Annotated in this window: 19 protein-coding genes and 1 pseudogene; 7 read left to right on the forward strand and 13 right to left on the reverse strand. The window is 59.5% G+C overall.

Annotated elements, in window-relative coordinates; genetic code table 11:
- Window positions 1-21: 21 nt before the first annotated feature.
- Entirely contained in the window at window positions 22-642 is a 621-nt protein-coding gene (locus KGB14_RS11195; RefSeq protein WP_223486520.1) for an energy transducer TonB, read from the forward strand.
- 130 nt (window positions 643-772) lie between these two features.
- Here the strand turns inward: KGB14_RS11195 and KGB14_RS11200 are convergent, their stop codons facing one another.
- From KGB14_RS11200 to ppc, 6 genes are all read right to left on the reverse strand, one after another.
- Window positions 773-1,594: an oxaloacetate decarboxylase gene (locus KGB14_RS11200; RefSeq protein WP_223486522.1), complete on the reverse strand. Its 822-nt coding sequence runs from the start codon at window positions 1,592-1,594 to the stop codon at window positions 773-775.
- A gap of 167 nt (window positions 1,595-1,761) precedes the next feature.
- The gene (locus KGB14_RS11205; RefSeq protein WP_223486684.1) at window positions 1,762-2,622 is read right to left on the reverse strand and encodes a DUF72 domain-containing protein; all 861 of its coding nucleotides are present in this window, start codon (window positions 2,620-2,622) and stop codon (window positions 1,762-1,764) included.
- Window positions 2,619-2,924: a hypothetical protein gene (locus KGB14_RS11210; protein WP_223486524.1), complete on the reverse strand. Its 306-nt coding sequence runs from the start codon at window positions 2,922-2,924 to the stop codon at window positions 2,619-2,621. The genes KGB14_RS11205 and KGB14_RS11210 overlap by 4 nt, the downstream gene beginning before the upstream one ends.
- Window positions 2,925-3,171: 247 nt before the next feature.
- Window positions 3,172-3,846, reverse strand: a complete 675-nt coding sequence (gene tsaB, locus KGB14_RS11215; protein ID WP_223486526.1) for a tRNA (adenosine(37)-N6)-threonylcarbamoyltransferase complex dimerization subunit type 1 TsaB — start codon at window positions 3,844-3,846, stop codon at window positions 3,172-3,174.
- 93 nt (window positions 3,847-3,939) lie between these two features.
- On the reverse strand, window positions 3,940-4,587 hold the full coding sequence (gene adk, locus KGB14_RS11220) for an adenylate kinase (RefSeq protein ID WP_223486528.1): 648 nt from the start codon (window positions 4,585-4,587) through the stop codon (window positions 3,940-3,942).
- A 288-nt stretch (window positions 4,588-4,875) separates the two neighbouring features.
- Window positions 4,876-7,506 carry a phosphoenolpyruvate carboxylase gene (gene ppc / locus KGB14_RS11225; RefSeq protein ID WP_223486529.1) on the reverse strand — a complete coding sequence of 877 codons (2,631 nt, stop codon included), beginning with the start codon at window positions 7,504-7,506 and terminating at the stop codon, window positions 4,876-4,878.
- Window positions 7,507-7,722: 216 nt separating this feature from the next.
- Here ppc and KGB14_RS11230 point away from each other — a divergent pair, with 216 nt between their 5' ends.
- From KGB14_RS11230 to KGB14_RS11240, 3 genes are all read left to right on the forward strand, one after another.
- Window positions 7,723-8,067, forward strand: a complete 345-nt coding sequence (locus tag KGB14_RS11230) for a pilin assembly protein (protein ID WP_223486686.1) — start codon at window positions 7,723-7,725, stop codon at window positions 8,065-8,067.
- Window positions 8,068-8,430: 363 nt separating this feature from the next.
- On the forward strand, window positions 8,431-8,844 hold the full coding sequence (locus KGB14_RS11235) for a DUF4398 domain-containing protein (protein WP_223486531.1): 414 nt from the start codon (window positions 8,431-8,433) through the stop codon (window positions 8,842-8,844).
- 54 nt (window positions 8,845-8,898) lie between these two features.
- The gene (locus KGB14_RS11240; RefSeq protein WP_223486533.1) at window positions 8,899-9,687 is read left to right on the forward strand and encodes an OmpA family protein; all 789 of its coding nucleotides are present in this window, start codon (window positions 8,899-8,901) and stop codon (window positions 9,685-9,687) included.
- Window positions 9,688-9,845: 158 nt separating this feature from the next.
- On the opposite strand, the gene KGB14_RS11245 is transcribed toward KGB14_RS11240, so the two are convergent.
- The 7 genes from KGB14_RS11245 to prfB form a co-directional block, all read right to left on the reverse strand.
- A complete protein-coding gene (locus tag KGB14_RS11245) occupies window positions 9,846-10,175 on the reverse strand; it encodes a hypothetical protein (RefSeq protein ID WP_223486535.1) in 330 nt (109 codons plus the stop codon).
- Entirely contained in the window at window positions 10,172-11,086 is a 915-nt protein-coding gene (locus KGB14_RS11250) for an alpha/beta hydrolase (protein WP_223486537.1), read from the reverse strand. The genes KGB14_RS11245 and KGB14_RS11250 overlap by 4 nt, the downstream gene beginning before the upstream one ends.
- 150 nt (window positions 11,087-11,236) lie before the next feature.
- A complete protein-coding gene (locus tag KGB14_RS11255) occupies window positions 11,237-12,514 on the reverse strand; it encodes a flavohemoglobin expression-modulating QEGLA motif protein (RefSeq protein ID WP_223486539.1) in 1,278 nt (425 codons plus the stop codon).
- 36 nt (window positions 12,515-12,550) lie between these two features.
- Window positions 12,551-13,105, reverse strand: a complete 555-nt coding sequence (locus KGB14_RS11260; RefSeq protein WP_223486541.1) for a hypothetical protein — start codon at window positions 13,103-13,105, stop codon at window positions 12,551-12,553.
- Window positions 13,106-13,264: 159 nt separating this feature from the next.
- Window positions 13,265-13,981, reverse strand: coding sequence for a TetR/AcrR family transcriptional regulator (locus KGB14_RS11265; RefSeq protein WP_223486543.1), 717 nt, complete (start codon window positions 13,979-13,981; stop codon window positions 13,265-13,267).
- A gap of 103 nt (window positions 13,982-14,084) precedes the next feature.
- On the reverse strand, window positions 14,085-15,587 hold the full coding sequence (gene lysS / locus KGB14_RS11270) for a lysine--tRNA ligase (protein ID WP_223486545.1): 1,503 nt from the start codon (window positions 15,585-15,587) through the stop codon (window positions 14,085-14,087).
- A gap of 101 nt (window positions 15,588-15,688) precedes the next feature.
- Window positions 15,689-16,784, reverse strand: a protein-coding gene (gene prfB, locus KGB14_RS11275; protein WP_095920368.1) for a peptide chain release factor 2 whose coding sequence is annotated in 2 segments (ribosomal slippage) — window positions 15,689-16,711 and window positions 16,713-16,784 — 1,095 coding nt in all. Because the reading frame shifts where the segments join, the coding sequence is not laid out codon by codon here.
- Window positions 16,785-17,015: 231 nt separating this feature from the next.
- On the opposite strand from prfB, the gene KGB14_RS11280 reads away from it, so the two are divergent.
- The 3 genes and pseudogenes from KGB14_RS11280 to KGB14_RS28650 form a co-directional block, all read left to right on the forward strand.
- Window positions 17,016-19,082, forward strand: a complete 2,067-nt coding sequence (locus KGB14_RS11280) for a type VI secretion system tip protein VgrG (RefSeq protein WP_223486547.1) — start codon at window positions 17,016-17,018, stop codon at window positions 19,080-19,082.
- Window positions 19,079-19,774 (forward strand): DUF4123 domain-containing protein, encoded by a 696-nt coding sequence (locus tag KGB14_RS11285; RefSeq protein ID WP_223486549.1) that lies wholly within the window; start codon window positions 19,079-19,081, stop codon window positions 19,772-19,774. Before KGB14_RS11280 ends, KGB14_RS11285 begins: the two co-directional genes overlap by 4 nt.
- Window positions 19,771-20,421, forward strand: a pseudogene (locus KGB14_RS28650) (hypothetical protein); the annotation flags it as partial. The gene KGB14_RS11285 and the pseudogene KGB14_RS28650, both read left to right, overlap by 4 nt.
- Between the last annotated feature and the right edge of the window lie 25 nt (window positions 20,422-20,446).

The following is a 20,446-nucleotide window of genomic DNA, read 5'->3' on the forward strand; positions in this document are numbered from 1 at the left end:
GCTGAGCGTCGACCGAGAGAAATGTCAGACATTCAACGCACATCGATAGGTTACATCTCGCCCCATGGCGATTTTGGCCTGCGAAATTCCCAGGCACTGAGCGGCGTCAGTCACCTGTGGCAGGATTTTTTTGCCCAGGCCCTGGCCGATCAGTCAGGCGATGTCGTGCCGGCGTCTCTCGATTTTCCACCGGTCGATCTCGACAGCCCGGTCGAACCGACCGTTGGCAGCGAGCTGCTGGCGCACATCGTTTCCCAGCGCGAATGTGATGTGAAGGAAACAGCAGTCCGCCCACCAGAGCCACTGTTTCTGCCGATTGCCGAGTTCGAGATGGACCTGGCCGACAAACCGTTCCCGCCATTCCCGCCGGAAGAAATCGTCGCGCAACAGAAACAACAGGACTTCGAAAGCGGCTGGGTCCGCCCGATCGTGCTCACCACCGGTCAACCGCTGCCAGAGCCTGGCACGGCACCGCAGCCCCGTCCGCTGCACTTGCCGATCGCCGAGTTCGAACTCGACCTGCTGGACAAACCGTTCCCGCCGTTCTCGCCCCAAGAGCTGGTGGAACAACAGAAGCAATTCGATTTCGATAACGGCTGGGCACGCCCGATCGTTCTGCAGAACCTGCGCATCGCCGCATAACCCTCAGCCGCACCGCCACCACGGCCCGGGCTCCATTGCGAAGATATGGAAACCCAGCCGCGCCAGACACTCAGCCCGGCTGCGCCGATAATCAACAGCACCAGCAACAGCCCTCACCGAAACCGCATCGTCAGCCTTTGAACAGTTGATTGGCCTTCTGGAACGGCATGGAGCGTGAGGTAAAGCCGAAGGTCCCGTGCTGCTGGATTTCCTCGGCGGCGCGGAAGAACTCGCCATAGGCTGCCAAGGCCAGTGCCGAACCGACACTGATACGTTTGACGCCCATTTCACTCAACTGCTCGACCGTCAGCTTGAGCCCACCGGACATCAGCACATTGACCGGTTTCGGTGCCACGGCGCGAACCACCGCCAGGACCTCTTCAGCGCTGCGCAGGCCCGGTGCATAAAGCACGTCGGCCCCCGCTTCGGCAAATGCCTGCAAGCGGCGAATGGTGTCGTCGATGTCAGGATTGCCGTGCAGAAAGTTCTCGGCACGCGCCGTCAGCATGAAGGGAAAAGGCAAACTGCGAGCCGCTGCAACGGCCGCTTCGATCCGCGCCACGGCATGCTCGAAGCAGTAGATCGGGCCGTCCTCACGCCCCGTGGCATCTTCGATCGAACCGCCGACCGCACCCGCTTTGGCGGCCCGCAGAATACTTTTGGCGCAGTCGGCGGGGGCGTCGGCAAAACCGTTTTCGAGATCTACCGCGACCGGCAGATCAGTGGCCGCGACAATCGCTTCAACGTTCGCCAGGGTCTCATCGAGGGTCAGCCCACCATCGGGACGGCCCCTGGAAAAGGCGTAACCGGCGCTGGTGGTTGCCAAGGCCTCGAAGCCAAGGCTGGCGAGCATTTTCGCCGAGCCGGCGTCCCAGGGGTTGGGAATGACAAAAGCGCCCTCGCGTTCGTGCAGTGCTTTGAACGCCTGGGCTCGAAGGGTTTGCGCATCCATTGGCAGGCTCCTGAAAAGGGGGAAAGAACCCTAATGCCGAGTAAACCGCTTTTCGTAGGAGCCAGGCTTGCCGGCGAAGGCGCTCTTAAGGACGCCTTCGCCGGCAAGCCTGGCTCCTACAGGTCCGATTTGTCCGTAATTGACTGGCATTAGGGAACAAGGCCGCTTCAGAGCAAGCCAAGTTGCTCGGCGGCGGGCTCTCTGTATAGCTCAGGCAGCGGCGGCAAGCCAGGCAAACGCAGCATCAGTTGTGCATGGAAACGTTGTGCCAGTTTTGCCGCCAGCAGGTTGTCGGCGGTGTGCAGGAAGATATAGGGCGTGCGCCCCTCTTCAATCCAGACGGCGATTTTCTCGACCCACGGCACCAGAAATGGATCATTCGCTTCAAGCTGCGGATGGCCGATGAAGCGCACCTGTGGGAATTGAGTAAACGCAGCAGGACGAGGCGGCACTCTGGGCTTTTTCGATTGGGCGTGGAGCACCGAAGGATCGGTCGACGTGCAACTGAATAGCGCTCGCGGATCAAGACAGATGCGCTCGACGCCGCGGTCCAGCAACAGGCGATTGAGCATTCGCTCGGCATCGCCCTTGGCGAAGAATTCGTCGTGCCGCACCTCAACCGCCAAAGGCCGGTCCACCGCGTCGATAAAACCGGCCAGTTCGGACAATCGTTGAGGGGTGAAGCTTTTCGATAATTGCAGCCACAGCGGCGAAACCCGTTCACCCAAAGGACTGAGCAATTGCACAAAGGTCTCGGCGGCGGTCAATTGTTCGCGCAGGTCGCCGCTGTGGCTGATGTCGCCGGGGAACTTGGCGGTGAAGCGAAAGTGTTCGGGCATGGTCTCGGCCCAGCGCTGCACGGTGGCGGGAGACGGGCTCGCGTAGAAGGTCGTATTGCCTTCCACGGCGTTGAACACTTGAGAATAAAGATTGAGAAACTCGGTGGGCCTGGCGTCTTGCGGATACAAGTACTCGCGCCAGGCGTTTTCACTCCAGGACGGGCAGCCGAGGTAGTAAGGCAGCATCAGATGTACAGATCGAGACCCAGTACATCCGCATCCCAATCGACAAACGTGGCGGTGCTCAGGTAACTGGCCAGTGCCATCGCCACGCTTTTGCTCATCGCGCGGTGATAAATCATGTCTTGTTGACGAGCGGGGAGATTGCTCAGGCGTTGCGCGGAGGCTTTGGCAGCGCGGGCGGCCAATTGCTCTTCGGTAGGGAATTCCAGTTCGCCGTCGATATCGACGGCGTCATCCTCCACCACGTGGCCTTTGCGGGGCTTGCGCTTGATGGGGTAGGACTGAGAGGAAAGGCCGTCTATACGCATAAGGGCATGCTCGGTATCGATGATGGCAGTTTAGTGGCGCATAGCCCACTTCGCAAACCGCCGAGTGATAACTAGAACACATAAAAGACAAAAGGTTTAAAAGCGCAGGAGAGAAAATGACGATTGGCGCTGGCAGGTAGACCGTCATCGCGGGAAAGCCCGCTCCCACAGGGTCTTCGCAAACCCTGTGGGAGCGGCGGTGCGGCGATCCGACTTGCCCGCGATTGGACCCGCTCGGTCGTGGGAATTAACGCGCTTTGGGCGTCGCGACTTTATCGCGCAAATACACCGGTTGCGCCTCGTCAGCCACGATCGCCTCACCGCGTTCCCAGGCAAAACGCGCCAGGGTCAGCAGGTCTTCGGCGTGGGGCAGCATGCCCGCGTCCTGCCCGCTCAGGTTGACGGCAATGCGCTCGGCATACCCCCAACCGGTGCCCGCGCCGAACCACTCGCCGCTGGCATCGGCCGGCAATGCGGCGGCTTGCGGTGGCAATACCGCTTCGTTGCCCACCAATCGCATCTCCCCCGCCGTTTCACGGTAGCAACCCCAATACACCTCATCCATGCGCGCATCGATGGCCGCCGCGACCTGGCTGACGCCGTGTTCGCGATAGGCCCGCTGGGCGAGTACGGCGAGATTGGAGACCGGCAACACCGGACGATCCAGCGCAAATGCCAGGCCTTGCACCACGCCGATGGCGATCCGCACACCGGTGAATGCACCCGGCCCACGACCGAACGCAATGGCATCGACCGCTTGCAGCGTGGTCCCGGCGTCGGCCAGCAGTTGCTGGATCATCGGCAGCAGCTTCTGCGCATGCAGGCGCGGGATCACCTCGTAATGGCTCGTGACCTTGCCGCCATGCAGCAAGGCAACGGAGCAAGCTTCAGTCGCGGTGTCCAGGGCCAGCAAGGTACTCATTGATGTTTCCGTAAGAGAGGTCAGAAAAAGTGCGCCAGTATAAACAACTACGGCCCGCAAGCGGGCCGTAGAAGGTGAAGCCGATCAGACTTTTCAGCTCAGCGCTTCAAGCACCTTGCCGGTGATCACTTCAACCGAGCCAACACCTTCGATATGGCTGTACTTCGGCTTGCCTTGAGCGGTGGACAGCTCCTGGTAAAACTTCACCAGTGGCTCGGTCTGAGCGTGGTAAACCGAAAGACGATGACGCACGGTTTCTTCGGTATCGTCTTTGCGCTGCACCAGTTCTTCACCCGTGATGTCGTCTTTACCGGCAATTTTCGGCGGGTTGTAGACGATGTGGTACACGCGGCCTGAGGCCTCATGCACGCGGCGACCGGCGATACGCTGGACAATGTCTTCGTCTTTGACGTCGATTTCGACCACGTGATCCAGTTCGACGCCGGCCTTCACCAGGGCTTCAGCCTGGGGAATGGTGCGCGGGAAACCGTCGAACAGGAAACCGTTGGCGCAATCGGCCTGGCTGATGCGTTCCTTGACCAGATTGATGATCAGGTCATCGGAAACCAGACCACCGCTGTCCATGACGCTCTTGGCGATCAGGCCCAGCTCGGTACCGGCTTTTACAGCAGCACGCAGCATGTCGCCGGTGGAGATTTGCGGGATACCGAATTTTTCGGTGATGAACTTAGCCTGAGTACCTTTACCGGCCCCGGGAGCTCCCAGCAGAATGACGCGCATCGATGTGCTCCTCAATTTTTTATATAGATAACGTCAGATTCGCCTCGTGGGGCCAATCTCAAAAATAGGATCGCGACCGCCCAAACGGCCAAAGGCTGATCAAGATACACAGCAGGCCCTGCCCACACAAGCCGCCGAAAGTCGGAGAAACCCGCGCCTGAGGAGCCCCTTCGAAGGGGTAACCCAAGTCGCAACCCGATCATTAACTGTCGCGTGACAGACCTTTTCGACCGCTCGCCAGCAGGCACTCGACGCTCGCGCCGAGTGCCTGTCCCCACGACGAAAACCTTAGCCGGTATTTCGCAAACCGGCGGCAATCCCCGCCACAGACACCAGCAACGCCTGTTCTACCGGGCTGCCTTGGGCCACATCCTGTTGCCGGGAACGTGCCAATAACTCGGCCTGCAATAGATGCAGCGGGTCGAGGTAAGTGTTGCGCAGGCGGATGAATTCAAGGGTGTCTGGGCTATGTGCCAGTAGCTGCGACTGACCGGTCAACCCCAGGACCACCGCACAGGCCTGCGACAATAGGTCGCGTAAATGCGCACCCAAAGGGAGCAGATCCGGCTCCACCAGGCGCTCATCGTAAGACTGGGCGATATCGGCGTCGGCCTTGGCCAGCACCATTTCCAGCATATCGATGCGGGTACGGAAGAACGGCCACTGCTCGCGCATCTGCCCCAGCAATTCACCCTCGCCGCGCTCCAGCGCCTTGCTCAATGCCGCTTCCCAGCCGAGCCAGGCTGGCAACATCAGGCGTGTCTGGGTCCAGCCGAAGATCCATGGAATGGCGCGCAGGCTCTCGATTCCGCCGGCGCGGCGCTTGGCCGGGCGGCTGCCCAATGGCAAACGCCCCAACTCCTGTTCCGGTGTGGACTGGCGGAAATACTCGACGAACTGCGGATTTTCCCGCACCACGGCGCGGTAAGCCTTGACGCCATCTGCGGCCAATTCGTCCATCAAATGCCGCCAGGCCGGCTCAGGAGGTGGCGGTGGCAACAAGGTCGCTTCCAGCACCGCCGCCAGGTACAGATTGAGGTTTTGCTCAGCGATGTCCGGCAGACCGAATTTGAAACGAATCATTTCCCCCTGCTCGGTGGTGCGGAAACGCCCCGCCACCGACCCCGGCGGCTGCGACAGAATCGCCGCGTGCGCCGGGCCACCACCACGGCCCACGGTGCCACCGCGACCGTGGAACAACAGCAATTCCACTTGCTGCTCGCGACAGATGTCGACCAAACGCTCCTGTGCCCGATACTGCGCCCAGGCCGCCGCTGTAGTGCCAGCGTCCTTGGCCGAGTCGGAATAGCCGATCATCACTTCCTGTGGCCCTTGCAGGCGCGAGCGATAGCCCGGCAGCAGCAAGAGTTTTTCGATCACCGGGCCCGCGTTATCAAGGTCGGCGAGGGTTTCGAACAACGGCACCACGCGCATCGGCCGCAATACGCCGGACTCTTTGAGCAGCAGTTGCACGGCCAACACATCGGAGGCTGCACCGGCCATGGAGATTACATACGAACCGAGGGAAGCCCCCGGTGCCGCGGCTATTTCCCGGCAAGTCGCCAACACTTCGGCGGTATCGGCAGACGGCTTGAAGTACGCCGGCAGCAATGGGCGACGATTGTTCAGTTCACGCATCAGGAAGGCGATGCGCTCTTCCTCGCTCCAATCCTCATAACGGCCCAGGCCGAGGTAATCGGTGATTTCGGTCATGGCCGACGTGTGGCGAGACGAGTCCTGGCGCACATCGAGGCGCACCAGAAACAGCCCGAAGGTCACTGCACGGCGCAGGCAATCGAGCAACGGACCGTCGGCGATGACGCCCATGCCGCATTCATGCAGCGAGTGGTAGCACAGCTCCAGCGGGTCCAGCAGGTCGCGGTTGTTTTGCAGCACATCGGCCGACGCCGGCGTGGTTGCCGTCAGGGAGGCGTGGGCCCAGTTACGGGTCGCGCGCAGGCGTTCACGCAACTGTTTGAGCACCGCGCGGTAAGGCTCGGCGCTGTCGCCGGCCTTGGCTTTCAACGCGTCGCTGGCCTGCTGCATCGACAACTCGGCGGCGAGGTGATCAACATCGCGCAGATACAAATCGGCGGCCATCCAGCGCGCCAGCAGCAATACTTCGCGGGTCACGGCGGCGGTGACGTTAGGGTTGCCGTCACGGTCGCCGCCCATCCACGAGGCAAAGCGAATCGGTGCGGCTTCCAGTGGCAGGTGCAGGCCGGTGGCCGCATGCAGGGCCTGATCGGCCTTGCGCAAATAGTTGGGAATCGCCTGCCACAGCGAATGCTCGATCACCGCGAAGCCCCACTTGGCTTCGTCCACGGGTGTCGGGCGGGTACGGCGGATTTCTTCGGTGTGCCAGGCTTCGGCGATCAGGCGCTGCAACTTCGTCTTGATCTGCTCGCGCTCGGCGGTGGTCAGGTCTCGGTGGTCCTGGGCGGCCAGTTGCGCGGCGATCGCGTCGTACTTCTGAATCAGTGTGCGACGCGCCACTTCGGTGGGGTGCGCCGTCAATACCAGCTCGATTTCCAGCCGGCCCAATTGCCGCGCCAGGGACTCGGCGTCATGCCCCGCAGTCAGCAGGCGAGTGAGCAGCTCCGGCAACACCCGGGCCTCGAACGGCGCGGGTTGCGATTCTTCGCGGCGGTGAATCAGCTGATATTGCTCGGCGATATTGGCCAGGTTGAGGAACTGGTTGAACGCCCGCGCCACCGGCAGCAACTCGTCTTCGCTCAACTGGTTGAGGCTGGCGCTGAGCTCGGCGTCCATCGACCCGCGACGATCAGCCTTGGCGCCTTTGCGGATTTGCTCGATCTTGTCGAGAAAGTCATCCCCATACTGTTCACGAATGGTGTTGCCCAACAGCTCACCCAACAGGTGAACGTCCTCGCGCAAGCGTGCATCAATATCAGTCATCAGCAGTTCTCCAGCGAAAATCCGGGCGGCTATGCTTTATTAGAGGCTCTGACATAGAGAGTGCCGTCGTAAAGCGGTTCTTACAAGCAGACGAAGGGACTCAAACACAAGGCGTTGCAGCTAGTCTCAACAATAATGAGCCGTACAACGGCTTGCCGCCGGCCACCGCCGGACACTCACCCGGCCTGCCACGAGCAGGTGCGCAATGAGGTCATTATGAAAATCCGCGAGCTCGCCAAGCATTGGGAAGAAAACGCCAAGGGTCGTTTGACCGACACTGGCTACGCGATTCATCTGGACGTGGAAGCGGCCGCACGGTTGGCGGCGATTATCGAGATGTACCCCAAAAGGCACCCCGAAGAACTGCTCGGCGAGTTGATCGGCGCTGCCCTGGAAGAACTCGAAGCGAGCTTTCCGTATGTGAAAGGGTCAACGGTGGTGGCCACCGATGAAGAAGGCGATCCGCTGTACGAAGACGTCGGTCCGACCCCGCGGTTTCTCGCCTTGTCCCGGCGGCATTTGCACGATTTGTCGGGCGATAACGACAAGCAAAAACACTAGAACCTGTGGGAGCGAGCCTGCTCGCGAAAGCGGTGGATCAGCCATCCTCAATGCTGGATTTACTGACGCTTTCGCGAGCAGGCTCGCTCCCACAGTTTGATTGCATCCATCCTTCAAAATGGCGTATTCCCGGGGTCATGAAACGCTCGGGAGTACCCTGCTCAACCCGAAAATCCCCGTTCTAGAGCCTTGTCCGTTCGGTCATGTTTTTTCGGGCGACAGGCCATCTTCTCTGAACTTTTAAAAAACACTTCGGGTCAACCCAGTAACCATGCCTGGGACGGCCGTTTCAAAAGTGCACTGGAAATTGAAGGTTGCGGCTCCTTGCCCAGGATGGATTCAGATGTTTTCAGGAGTTATCCAATGGAGTTGAAGACCATGAAGACCAGCACTGCCCCATCCTCGTTTACCCACCTGCGCGGTCTCAAACTGGCTGCCCTGGCCATCGGCAGTAGCTTCGTTCTGGCCGGTTGCGCCGGTAACCCACCAACCGAGCAATACGCCGTGACTCAATCGGCCGTGAACAGCGCCGTCAGCGCGGGCGGTACCGAATTCGCCGCGGTGGAAATGAAGGCCGCTCAGGACAAACTCAAGCAAGCCGAAATCGCCATGCACGACAACAAGTATGACGAGGCCAGAAGGCTGGCCGAGCAAGCCGAGTGGGACGCCCGTGTCGCCGAGCGCAAGGCCCAGGCGATGAAAGCCGAACAAGCTGTGAAGGACGCCCAGAAAGGTGTTCAGGAACTGCGTCAGGAAAGTCAGCGCACCGTGCAGTAAGCGCGCATCCCGATTACAGACCTGAAACTGTATCGATAGAAAGGACGAACCATTATGCGCAAACAATTGATGATCCCCGCCCTCCTGGCCGCAAGTGTTGCACTGGCAGCCTGCTCCACCCCGCCCAACGCGAACCTGGAGCAAGCCCGAACCAACTACGCCGGCCTGCAAGCCAACCCGCAAGCCAGCAAAGTCGCGGCGCTGGAAACCAAAGATGCCAGCGAATACCTGGACAAGGCCGACAAGGCTTACCAGGACAAGGAAGACCAGGCCAAGGTCGACCAACTGGCTTACCTGACCAATCAGCGTGTTGAAGTGGCCAAACAGACCATCGCCCTGCGCACCGCTGAAAACAACCTGAAAAACGCCGCGGCACAACGGGCTCAGGCTCGTCTGGATGCCCGCGACCAGCAGATCAGACAGCTGCAGGACAGCCTGAACGCCAGACAGACCGATCGCGGCACGCTGGTGACGTTTGGTGATGTGCTGTTTGCCACCAACAAGGCCGACCTGAAGTCCAACGGTTTGGTGAACATCAACAAACTGGCGCAGTTCCTTCAGGAAAATCCGGACCGTAAAGTGATCGTCGAAGGCTACACCGACAGCACTGGCTCGGCGTCGTATAACCAGTCGCTGTCCGAGCGTCGCGCGACCTCGGTGCAAGTGGCCCTGATCAAGATGGGTGTCGACCCTGCGCGCATCGTGGTCCAGGGTTACGGCAAGGAATACCCGGTCGCGGATAACACCAGCGTCTCGGGCCGTGCAATGAACCGTCGGGTGGAAGTGACCATTTCCAATGACAGCCAGCCCGTCGTCCCCCGTTCGGCGATCAGCTCTAACTAAGAACCTGCGATAACGTAAAAGCCCCGCCTGAGTGGATCAGGCGGGGCTTTTTTATGCCGTCTGTAGGAGCGAGGCTTGCCCGCGAAGAACGATGATGCGGTCTGGCAGATACACCGAGTCATCGTTCTTCGCGGGCAAGCCTCGCTCCTACGGAATGGTTACGGTTGCAGTTTTTGCGGAGTTTCCTGGCCCATGCAGCGCACGGCTTTTTTCTTGTTGTTGACCAATACGCCGGTCAGGCCTTTCTGCTCGGTGTCGAACATCACCAGCACGCCATCGATGCACTGCGCCACTTGCGGGGCCGGTTCCAGGGAGACCTTGTAGTCTTCACCCGGCACGGTCTTGAGCATGGTGAAGTCACTGAGCAGCAGTGCATCTTCGGGTTTGGCGAAGTGCAGGTAGCCGTACCACCACAGGGCACCGACAGTGCCGAGGATGCTGCAAATACCGGTGATGATCAGCGGGATGGCGTTACGTTCTTCACTCATTGCGGACTCTCTGGTGGTTCATCTTCAGAATTCGGGGGTGCCGGGTAATTCGGGATTTCAGCCAGGCGGCGCAGGCCGTTGAAATGCTGTGGGTCTTCGAGGTAGCGCAGCATGACTTTTCGCCAGACCGGGTCGGCGAAGGTTTGCACATGACCGCCCCGGGTCAGTTGCAGCACCCGCGGCGGCGGCGCAGCTTGATACAGACGGATGCCGTTGGAAAGGGGCACCAGTTGATCATCGATACTGTGATAGATCAGTTTCGGTACGCCATTGAGCTGCGTCATGGAATGGATCGCACTGTCGCCGTCCGGCACCAACCAGGACAACGGCACCTGGAACGGCCAGGTCATCCATGACGTGCTCAGGGCGAAACGTCCGACATCGCGGTAGCTGGCGGGCGCGCCATCGAGCACAAGGGCCTTGAGTTGCCGCTGGCGCTCGGGATGTTGGGCCAGAAAATGCACGGCCATCGAACCGCCAAGGCTCTGACCGAGAAGAATCAGCGGCTTACCCTTGACCTCCGGGGCCTGGTCGAGCCATTTGAAGGCGGCGTCGATGTCCCGGTAAATCTCCGGTAACGCCGGTTTGCCTTCGGACAAACCATACCCGCGATAGTCCACCAGTAACACTTGATAGCCCTGCTCCGGCAACCACCAGCTCGCGCCCAGGTGCCACGCCAGGTTGCCGCCATTACCGTGCAGATGCAGCACCGTGCCTTTGACCTCGACGCCTTTTTTCGCCGGCAGCCACCAGCCATGCAGCTTGAGGCCGTCAGCGGTGGTCAGGGTGACGTCGCGAAATTCGAGTTTGGCCTTTTCCGGGGTGAACGGCTGGCCAGGCTCGGGGTAGAACAGCAAAGAGCTGCAACCGCCGAGGGCCAGGAGCAGGCAAAAGATGCCGAGGATTCTCATCCGGTGAAGCCTCGTGAAAATAGGGGGTTGGAATACGCTCCAATGTGGGAGCGGGCTTGCTCGCGAAAGCGGTTTTCCATCCAGCATTGATGTCGAATGACACACCGCTTTCGCGAGCAAGCCCGCTCCCACATTTGGACTGCGTCATCGTTAGAGGATATTGGAGTAATCCGCTTCGATCCGGTCCAGGCTCAGGTGGTTGAGGAAGTTGGAGAAGCACATCCACGCCGACAGCGCATTCATGTCGCGGAATTGGTCGGGCAGGTACTTGGGCGGCACCACCAGGCCTTCGTCCACCAATTGGCGCAAGGTCCGCATGTCTTCGAGCGTGGTCTTGCCGCAAAACAATAGCGGTATCTGCTCCAGCTTGCCTTTACGCACGGCCAACTGAATATAGTTGTAAACCATGATAAAGCCCTTGAGGTAGGACAAGTCTTTGGTAAATGGCAGACCGGTCGGCACCGAGCCACGGAAAACCCGACTCGCGTTGCCGTAGCTTTCGGCCATTTCGAAGCCTTGTTCACGGAAGAACTCGAAGACCTGCAAGAAGTCCGCGCCCTCCTCCACCATGTGAATCGCACGGGTACGGTTGGTCAGTTTGCGCAAGCGACTTGGATACGAGGCGAAGGTGATGATCTCCATCAAAATCGCCAGGCCTTCCTGAGTCACGGTGGACGACGGCGGGCCCTTGGACAGGAAGGTACAGATCGGCTGATTCAGGCCATTGAGCGTGGTGCCCACATGCACCAGCCCTTCGTGGACTTCCAGCGCACGCACGTCGCGGTCGTTGAACATCGCGTCGGCGCGGATCTTGATGTAGTCGGCACCGGCCGCAGCATCAGCGACGATCCCGTCGGACTCGAACACCCGAATGGTTTCCTCGGCCTCGCCAAACACCTTGTTCAACCGATGTTGCAGCAGGTCGACGGCTTCCTTGGCGGTAAGAATTTTCGGTTCGTCCTTGAGGTCGCCACGGCCAGCGATGTTGTTCAGGTAATCGGAGAGCATCAGCCCAAGGTCGGCCAGGGTCGGGTCGCCGGCGTGAAACGCATCGGACGCCGCGCCATACAATTCCTGGGAAATCAGCCCGAAATCCTCGGTGCCGCGCGCTTCGAGCATGCGCACCACCATCCGGTATTCCTTGCACATGCGGCGCATGATCTGGCCGACCGGGTTGAACTGGCCGAGTTGGCGGGTGATATCGCGCTCGATGTTCTGGAATTCCAGCTTCACTTTGCTGGAGTCAAACGACAGCGGTCGATTGAGGTAGTAGTCGCGGTCCACGGCCGGCATTTCCTTGCCCTTGCCTTTGAGGAACCCCTTGCGAATGCTGTCGTCCCACTTGACCGCATCCAGAACGCGAATCGGCGTCTGCGCCAGCACAATGCGATCGGACAAAATGCGTATCGTCTGCTGGTATTCGTCCACCCGAAACTCCTGTTGTAAAACCGTTACGTGCTGGGTTTATTTGGTTTTGGCCAGGCGCTGGTAGCGCACCGCTTCGACGAAAACATCGGAATTGGCCGGGTCATCGAGGTAGGCAAACACCTGATCCAGGCTGTTATTGATCAACACCCCGTCGCCGTCGTCGGTCCGGAAGCCTTCGCCACTCAGGACGTTTTGCCCCATGGCTTGTTTGATCTGCTCAAGGTCGAGGTTGTAGACCACCAGTTCGTGCTTATCGTTGAGCTCGAAACCGGTGATGGTGAAATGCCCGCCGAACTGCGCCGGCACCTTCGCCGACAGGTACCAGCGACTGCCATGGCGCGACACCGTGAAGGGATACGCTTCGCGCTCACGGGGTTTGGCCTTGAAGTAGCTGACCGCCTGATAACGATTGTCGCCAAGGCGCGTCAGTTCCAGGTTCATCGGCTCGCCCCAGGCGTTGGTGCTGGTCCATTTGCCGAGCAGCCCTTTGGGCACGGGCTCGCTGGCGGGCAGTGGCTCCTTGAAGGTCACCAGGCAGCCACTGAGCAGCAGGAACGACAAGGCGATCACAACGACACGCCAGGCTTTCATTCAACACTCCCTATGAACACACAGCCCCGAACGGTCACCGAACCCGTAGGAGCGAGGCTTGCCCGCGAAAGCGGTGTGTCAGTCAACGCATATGTTGAATGTTAAACCGCCTTCGCGGGCAAGCCTCGCTCCTACAGGGGTCGAGTTGCCCCGCGGGATTTACACCGACGCCAGCACCAAATGCATGTAGCGGTTGAGGATTCCGAGCATTTCCTCTTCAGCAACAGGCTCGGCATCGTTGAGCAGGCCCTGATATTCCATCCGTCCGATAATCGCCGTCAACACTTTGGCATCCTGTTGTGGCTCGCGGGAACCCAATACCTCGAACAGTTGGCAGGTGCCCTGCAGGAGAATTTGCTGATGGGAACGCACCAATAACGCCAGACGCGGGTTGAGCAGCGCTTCCTGGCGGAAGGCTTGCTCGGCCATCAAGTGCTCGCGACGATTGATCAATTGCCGATGAACATAATCAGCCATCAGCCGTGCGATATCGTCCGCCAGCTGTGAGCGGGACTCGGCGGTGCCATCGCCGCTGACCACCATCTCGCGCAACAGGCCTTCGTTGCTGGCCCACAACCGGGCCATGAACGCCGCGCTGCGTTCCACGTATTGAGCGAAGGTATCGGTGAGCAGGTCATCGATGTCCTTGAAATAGTACGTAGTGGCCGACAGCGGCACACCCGCTTCAGCGGCCACTGCACGGTGCCGCACGGCCCGCACGCCATCGCGCACGACAATACGCATCGCCGCGTCGAGAATGTCCTGTCGACGCTGTTCGCTGCCCTGTCGGCTGGCCTTGCGACCCTGGTACTGAACACTTTCAGCGACCGCAGTGGCGATATCCGCTGCACCTTCTTGAGCCATTGCACGATTCACGACAGGTATTCCTCTCTAAACGTCAAAAGTAACCAATTGATACGTTTGTACCAGACAGGCAATAAAAAGCCGCCTGTTATAGGCGGCTTTTTAATTGAAACACTTACGCTTGTGGCCGCATGTGCGGGAACAGGATCACATCGCGGATCGACGGTGAGTTGGTCAGCAACATCACCAGTCGGTCAATGCCGATCCCTTCACCGGCCGTAGGCGGCATGCCGTACTCCAGCGCGCGAACGAAGTCGGCGTCGTAGTGCATGGCTTCGTCGTCGCCAGCGTCCTTGTCGGCCACCTGCGCCATGAAGCGCTCAGCCTGGTCTTCCGCGTCGTTCAACTCGGAGTAGGCGTTGGCGATTTCACGGCCACCGATAAACAGTTCGAAACGGTCAGTGACGTTCGGGTTCTCGTCGTTACGACGGGCCAGCGGCGACACTTCGAACGGGTATTGGGTGATGAAGTGCGGCTGCTCCAGCTTGTGCTCGACCAGCTCTTCGAAAATCATCACCTGCAGTTTGCCCAGACCTTCAAAGCCCAGCACCTTGGCGCCGGCTTTCTTGGCGATGGTGCGAGCCTTGTCGATGTCGTTCAGGTCGTCAGCGGTCAGCTCAGGGTTGTACTTGAGGATCGAGTCGAACACCGACAGACGCACGAACGGCTCGCCGAAGTGGAACACCTTGTCGCCGTAAGGCACGTCGGTGCTGCCCAGAACCAGCTGAGCCAGTTCGCGGAACAGTTCTTCGGTCAGGTCCATGTTGTCTTCGTAGTCGGCGTACGCCTGGTAGAACTCCAACATGGTGAATTCAGGGTTGTGACGAGTCGAAACGCCTTCGTTACGGAAGTTACGGTTGATCTCGAACACTTTCTCGAAACCACCGACCACCAGACGCTTCAGATACAGCTCAGGCGCGATACGCAGGAACATTTCCATGTCCAGGGCATTGTGGTGAGTCTCGAACGGCTTGGCCGCCGCGCCGCCAGGAATGGTTTGCAGCATCGGCGTTTCCACTTCCAGGAAGTCACGCTTCATCAGGAAGCTGCGGATGTGCGCAATCACTTGCGAACGGACGCGGAAGGTCTGGCGCACTTCTTCGTTGACGATCAGGTCAACGTAGCGCTGACGATAGCGCTGCTCGGTGTCGGTCAGGCCGTGGTGCTTGTCCGGCAGCGGGCGCAGCGACTTGGTCAGCAGGCGCACGGTGGTCATTTCGACGTACAGGTCGCCCTTGCCGGAACGGGCCAGGGTGCCTTCGGCGGCAATGATGTCGCCCATGTCCCAGGTTTTCACCGCGGCCAGGGTGTCTTCGGACAGGGTTTTACGGTTGACGTAGACCTGAATCCGCCCAGTCATGTCCTGAATCACCATGAACGAGCCACGGTTGAGCATGATGCGACCCGCCACCTTGACCGGGATTGCAGCCTCTGCCAGCTCTTCCTTGGTCTTGTCCGCGTACTGTTTCTGCAAATCTTCGCAGTAATTGTCGCGGCGGAAGTCGTTGGGGAAGGCATTGCCCTTGGCGCGCTCGGCAGCAAGCTTTTCCTTGCGCAGGGCGATCAGGGAGTTTTCTTCCTGTTGCAGGGCTTGCGGGTCGAGTTGTAGGTCGCTCATGTCTTTAAATATTCCATCAGGTTCGTTGCCCCCGGCATTCGCCGGGGTTCGCGGGCAAGCCTCGCTCCTACAGGGTTACGACAACCCTGCAGCGCGTGCCTTTACAGCCCTTGTTTGAGGCTCGCCACCAGGTATTCGTCGATGTCGCCGTCGAGCACCTTGTCGCAGTCGCTGCGTTCGATGTTGGTACGCAGATCCTTGATCCGCGAGGCATCGAGCACGTACGAACGGATCTGGTGACCCCAGCCGATATCCGACTTGGTGTCTTCCAGGGCCTGGGACGCAGCGTTGCGTTTCTGCACTTCCTGCTCATACAAACGCGCCCGCAACATTTTCATCGCGGTGTCTTTGTTCGCATGCTGGGAACGTTCGTTCTGGCAGCTGACCACGGTGTTGGTCGGTACGTGAGTAATCCGTACGGCCGAGTCGGTGGTGTTAACGTGCTGACCACCGGCACCGGAGGAGCGGTAGGTGTCGATGCGCAGGTCCGACGGGTTGATGTCGATTTCGATGTTGTCATCGATTTCCGGCGACACGAACACGGCCGAGAACGAGGTGTGACGACGGTTACCGGAGTCGAACGGGCTCTTGCGCACCAGACGGTGCACGCCGATTTCGGTGCGCAGCCAGCCAAAGGCGTATTCGCCCTTGATGTGCACGGTAGCGCCTTTGATACCGGCGACTTCACCGGCCGACAGCTCCATGATGGTTGCGTCGAAACCGCGTTTGTCGGCCCAGCGCAGGTACATGCGCAGCAGGATGTTGGCCCAGTCCTGGGCCTCGGTACCGCCGGAGCCGGCCTGGATGTCCAGGTAGGCGTTGTTGGCGTCCATCTCACCGCTGAACATGCGACGGAATTCAAGTTTTTCCAGGGACTCGCGCAGGCGCTCGACTTCGGCGGCAACGTCATCGACGGCGGCCTGGTCTTCTTCTTCGGCGGACATCAGCAGCAAATCTTTGGCGTCGGCCAGGCCGCTGTGCATTTCGTCGAGGGTTTCGACGATCTGAGCCAGCAGGGACCGCTCGCGGCCCAGCTCCTGAGCGTACGACGGGTTGTTCCAGACAGACGGATCTTCAAGCTCGCGATTGACTTCAGTCAGACGCTCATGCTTTTGATCGTAGTCAAAGATACCCCCGAATAGTTTCGGAGCGCTCGGACAGGTCCTTGATACTGTTAAGGATCGGGTTGATTTCCATGGCGGGCAGCACTCGTTGGCGAACTTTTGAAAGCCGGCGAGTATACCGTAATCAGGCTGTCAAGGCAGCCCGCCTGGCGGACTGAATGCCGTCCAATTCCGGTTTGACAGCCTCAGTTGGAGGAAACCTGCTCCAAGAAAAATCCCACACAAAAAAAAGAATAGCCCTGCATCAACCCCGCATTCACTCATTCACAGTCCCGCCCTTCTAAATCAGCACAAGGGATGTGTGATGTTCAGCCCTGCCAATCAAGCATCTTTCCTCCTGGATATCGAAGGTTTCGCCCACGACCTGCAAGTCCTTGAGTTCACCGGCAAGGAAGCCATCAGCCAACCCTTTCGCTTCGATCTGAAACTGGTCAGCGAACGTCCCGACCTGGATCTGGAAAACCTTCTGCATCGCCCGGCATTCCTGGGCTTTGATCGCCACGGCGCCGGAGTTCACGGTCAGATTTATAGCATCGGCCAGGGCGATTCAGGCAAGCGCTTGACCCACTATCAGCTCAGCCTGATGCCACGCCTTGCCTATCTGGGCAACCGTTTCGACCACAAGATATTCCAGAAACTGAGCGTGCCGAAAATCATCGCCGAGGTACTGGAAGCCCAAGGAATCCTCGGCGATGCCTACCGTTTTGCCCTCGGCACGGATTACCGGCCCAGGGACTATTGCGTCCAGTACGGCGAGAGTTGCCTGCATTTCCTGCAGCGGCTCTGCGAAGAAGAAGGTCTGCATTACCACTTTGAGCACAGTCGCGAGGGGCATGTGCTGGTGTTTGGCGATGATCAGACCGTGTTCCCCAGACTCCATCACCCCACCGCCTACCTGCAGGACAGCGGGATGGTCGCCGATACCCCGGTGATCAAGGCCTTCTCCGTCACAATGGAAACCCGCAGCACTGGCGTGACTCGTCGAGATTACGACTTCGAAAAACCTTTGCTGCAGCTGGAAAGTGCCGCGAAAGATCCTTCGCCGCTGCGACTCGAAGACTACGACTTTCCCGGCCAGTTCACCGACCGCGAACACGGCAAACATCGTGCGAGACGTGCACTTGAACGGCACCGCAGCGATTATCGACAAGCCGCTGGACGCAGCGACCAGCCAATGCTGCTCAGTGGGCATTTCCTGCCCCTGACCGACCACCCGCGCCAGGAATGGAATGACTTGTGGTTGCTGACCGAAGTCATCCACATCGGCAAACAACCGCAAGTGCTCCAGGAGTCGATCACCACGGCCTCAAGCGACGAGTTTTCTCAGGGCTACCGCAACACCTTTCTCGCCACACCGTGGGACGTGCCCTTCAGACCTGCGCTCGACCACCCCAAGACCACGATCAACGGCTACCAGCATGCCGTGGTCTGCGGCCCGCCCGGCGAAGAAATCCATTGCGACGAGCACGGCCGCGTACGTGTTCAGTTTCCTTGGGATCGTGACGGCGCTCAAAACGATCGCTCCAGTTGTTGGGTCCGGGTAGCCAGCGGCTGGGCCCATGATCGTTATGGCAGTGTGTTGATTCCTCGGGTCGGCATGGAAGTGATCATCGGCTTCTATCAGGGCGACCCGGACAAACCGTTGATTGTCGGCTGCCTGCCTAACGGCGCTAATCCGACCCCGCTCGACCTGCCCGCCGACAAAACCCGCAGCGTGTTCAAAACCCAGAGCAGCCCCGGCGGTGGCGGTTACAACGAACTGCGAATCGAGGATCGCAAAGGTCTTGAGGAAATTTCTGTTCGCGCCCAGCGCGATTTCGTACAGCACGTGCGCAATGACAAACGAGTACAGGTCGACAACCAGCGCAACATCGTCGTTGGCGGCAACGCCAGTCATGAACTGCGAGCCGAAGAACAGCACGTCACCCACGGTAACCGGCTGACGGAAATCAGGCAGGACGATCACCTGACTGTTCAGGGCGACCGCCATGTTCGCGTCACCAACCAGCGCTTGAGCGCCCGGCAGCAAGTGCACATCGGTGCTGGGCAGAACGTCGTCATCGATGGCGGCGCCAGCGTCACCCTTCAGGTCAGTGGCGCCTGGATCACAATCAATTCGGCAGGGCTGTTCAGTAGCGTGCCGATTCAGGTCGGTGGCGCACCGATGCCCCTGATCGCCGCCGCCCCGATCAGTCTCGACACGACCGAACCGCCACTACCCGAAATGGTTTCAACCGCACTACTCAAACAACTGCTCGGCGACGAAGCGTTGATTGAACTCTGCCAGATGCCCAGCGGCGGAACACCAATGGACTGCCCGCTGAACGACTGCCAATGCCGCAAAGCCCTGGGCCATGGAGCTCGACCATGAATACCTGGATTCTGCTTGAGCGCCCATCCGCTCAGCTCAAAACCCTGTACAGCCTGACGACTCATCCCGACACCCAGATGCTATTCGCCGGCACTCAATTAAGCAGCTTCGCCGAGCAAAGCCCTCTGTTGGTCAGACTGAACAATCAGCCAACGCTCAATCAGGCCATCGAGCAAACCCCGTTGGAATGGTCTGGGTTACTGATCGAAAGTACCTGCGACACACCCTCCGTACTTGCTCACTTGCGACAGATTTTGTTCGTTAAATTCGATCAACAACGCAAAGGCATCCTGCGCTACAGCAATCCAGCCGTCGCCAGCTATTTTTTTGTCGCCTGTACGGCCCAAGACCTCAGCCTATGGCTGGGACCGATCACCCGCCTGCGCTGGTTCGGTGCAACGTGGGCCGCCAAGGCGGCAGGGGAAACCGGCTGGAACCAGCTCAACAACCCCCATGCGACAGACTGGACCATTGAGCGCACACACAAGGTTTTATCCCTGAGCGTCACCCAGGAAGACGCCTTGATTCGCCAGCGCACCGAACAGTTTCTTTATGACTGGTGGCAGCAACATCCTGGGCGCTCATTTGTGCATGCCAATGAATTGATGGAAGAAGCGTTGACCCAAGGCATCGACAACAGTGACGCCATCAGCGACTTCCTGAACATCCACTGCACGCAGGCTCAATCATGAAGCGCCTCGGGAGGCTGAGCGACGGCCCCTGCTGCGAACCCGACAAGCTGATTGTTCAAGTCATTGGCACGGCCCATTCGAAAAACCAGCGACTGGTGCTCTTCGATCAGTCGGGCGTCGAACCACTCCAGGCCCTGACCGATGAGGTTGCGCTTGAAACAGAGCGTTCGACCAGCGTCCACAGCGAGCTGTTTGTGTGGGATTGGTCCGCACAGCTCAAGCACCCGTTGTGGCTTGAAATTGCCACCACCCAAGGGCCACCCATTCGCCTGCCGTTGCTGGATGACGTACGTGTAACCCCGCGTCAGCTGGAAGCCCAGTGGAATCAGATCGTGCCGATCCTGCCTTTCGCCGCGCTGCCCGGCACTCGCAGCCGCTACGACCTGGGCACGCCGGTTTTGTGCCGCAGCGGTTATGTCTACGTGTTTTACCGCGATCGCCTCTGGCGTGAACTGGAAGTACAACAGGACGAGGAGCTCACAACGTACCGCGACATCGACCTGCAGGCGTATCGCCAGAATGACGAATTCAGCGGCGATTACCGACAGGCCAGCGGTGTCGATCTCAGCGACATCTGGCTCCCCGCCACCTGGAACAATCAAGCTGCCGAAGCCGTGCAACTGTGTTTCAGCGAAATCCAGCTCAGCGCTGCTCGCCTCAAACGCCTGGAGG

The sequence above is a fragment of the Pseudomonas sp. A-RE-19 genome (assembly GCF_019956555.1).
Lineage (GTDB): Bacteria > Pseudomonadota > Gammaproteobacteria > Pseudomonadales > Pseudomonadaceae > Aquipseudomonas.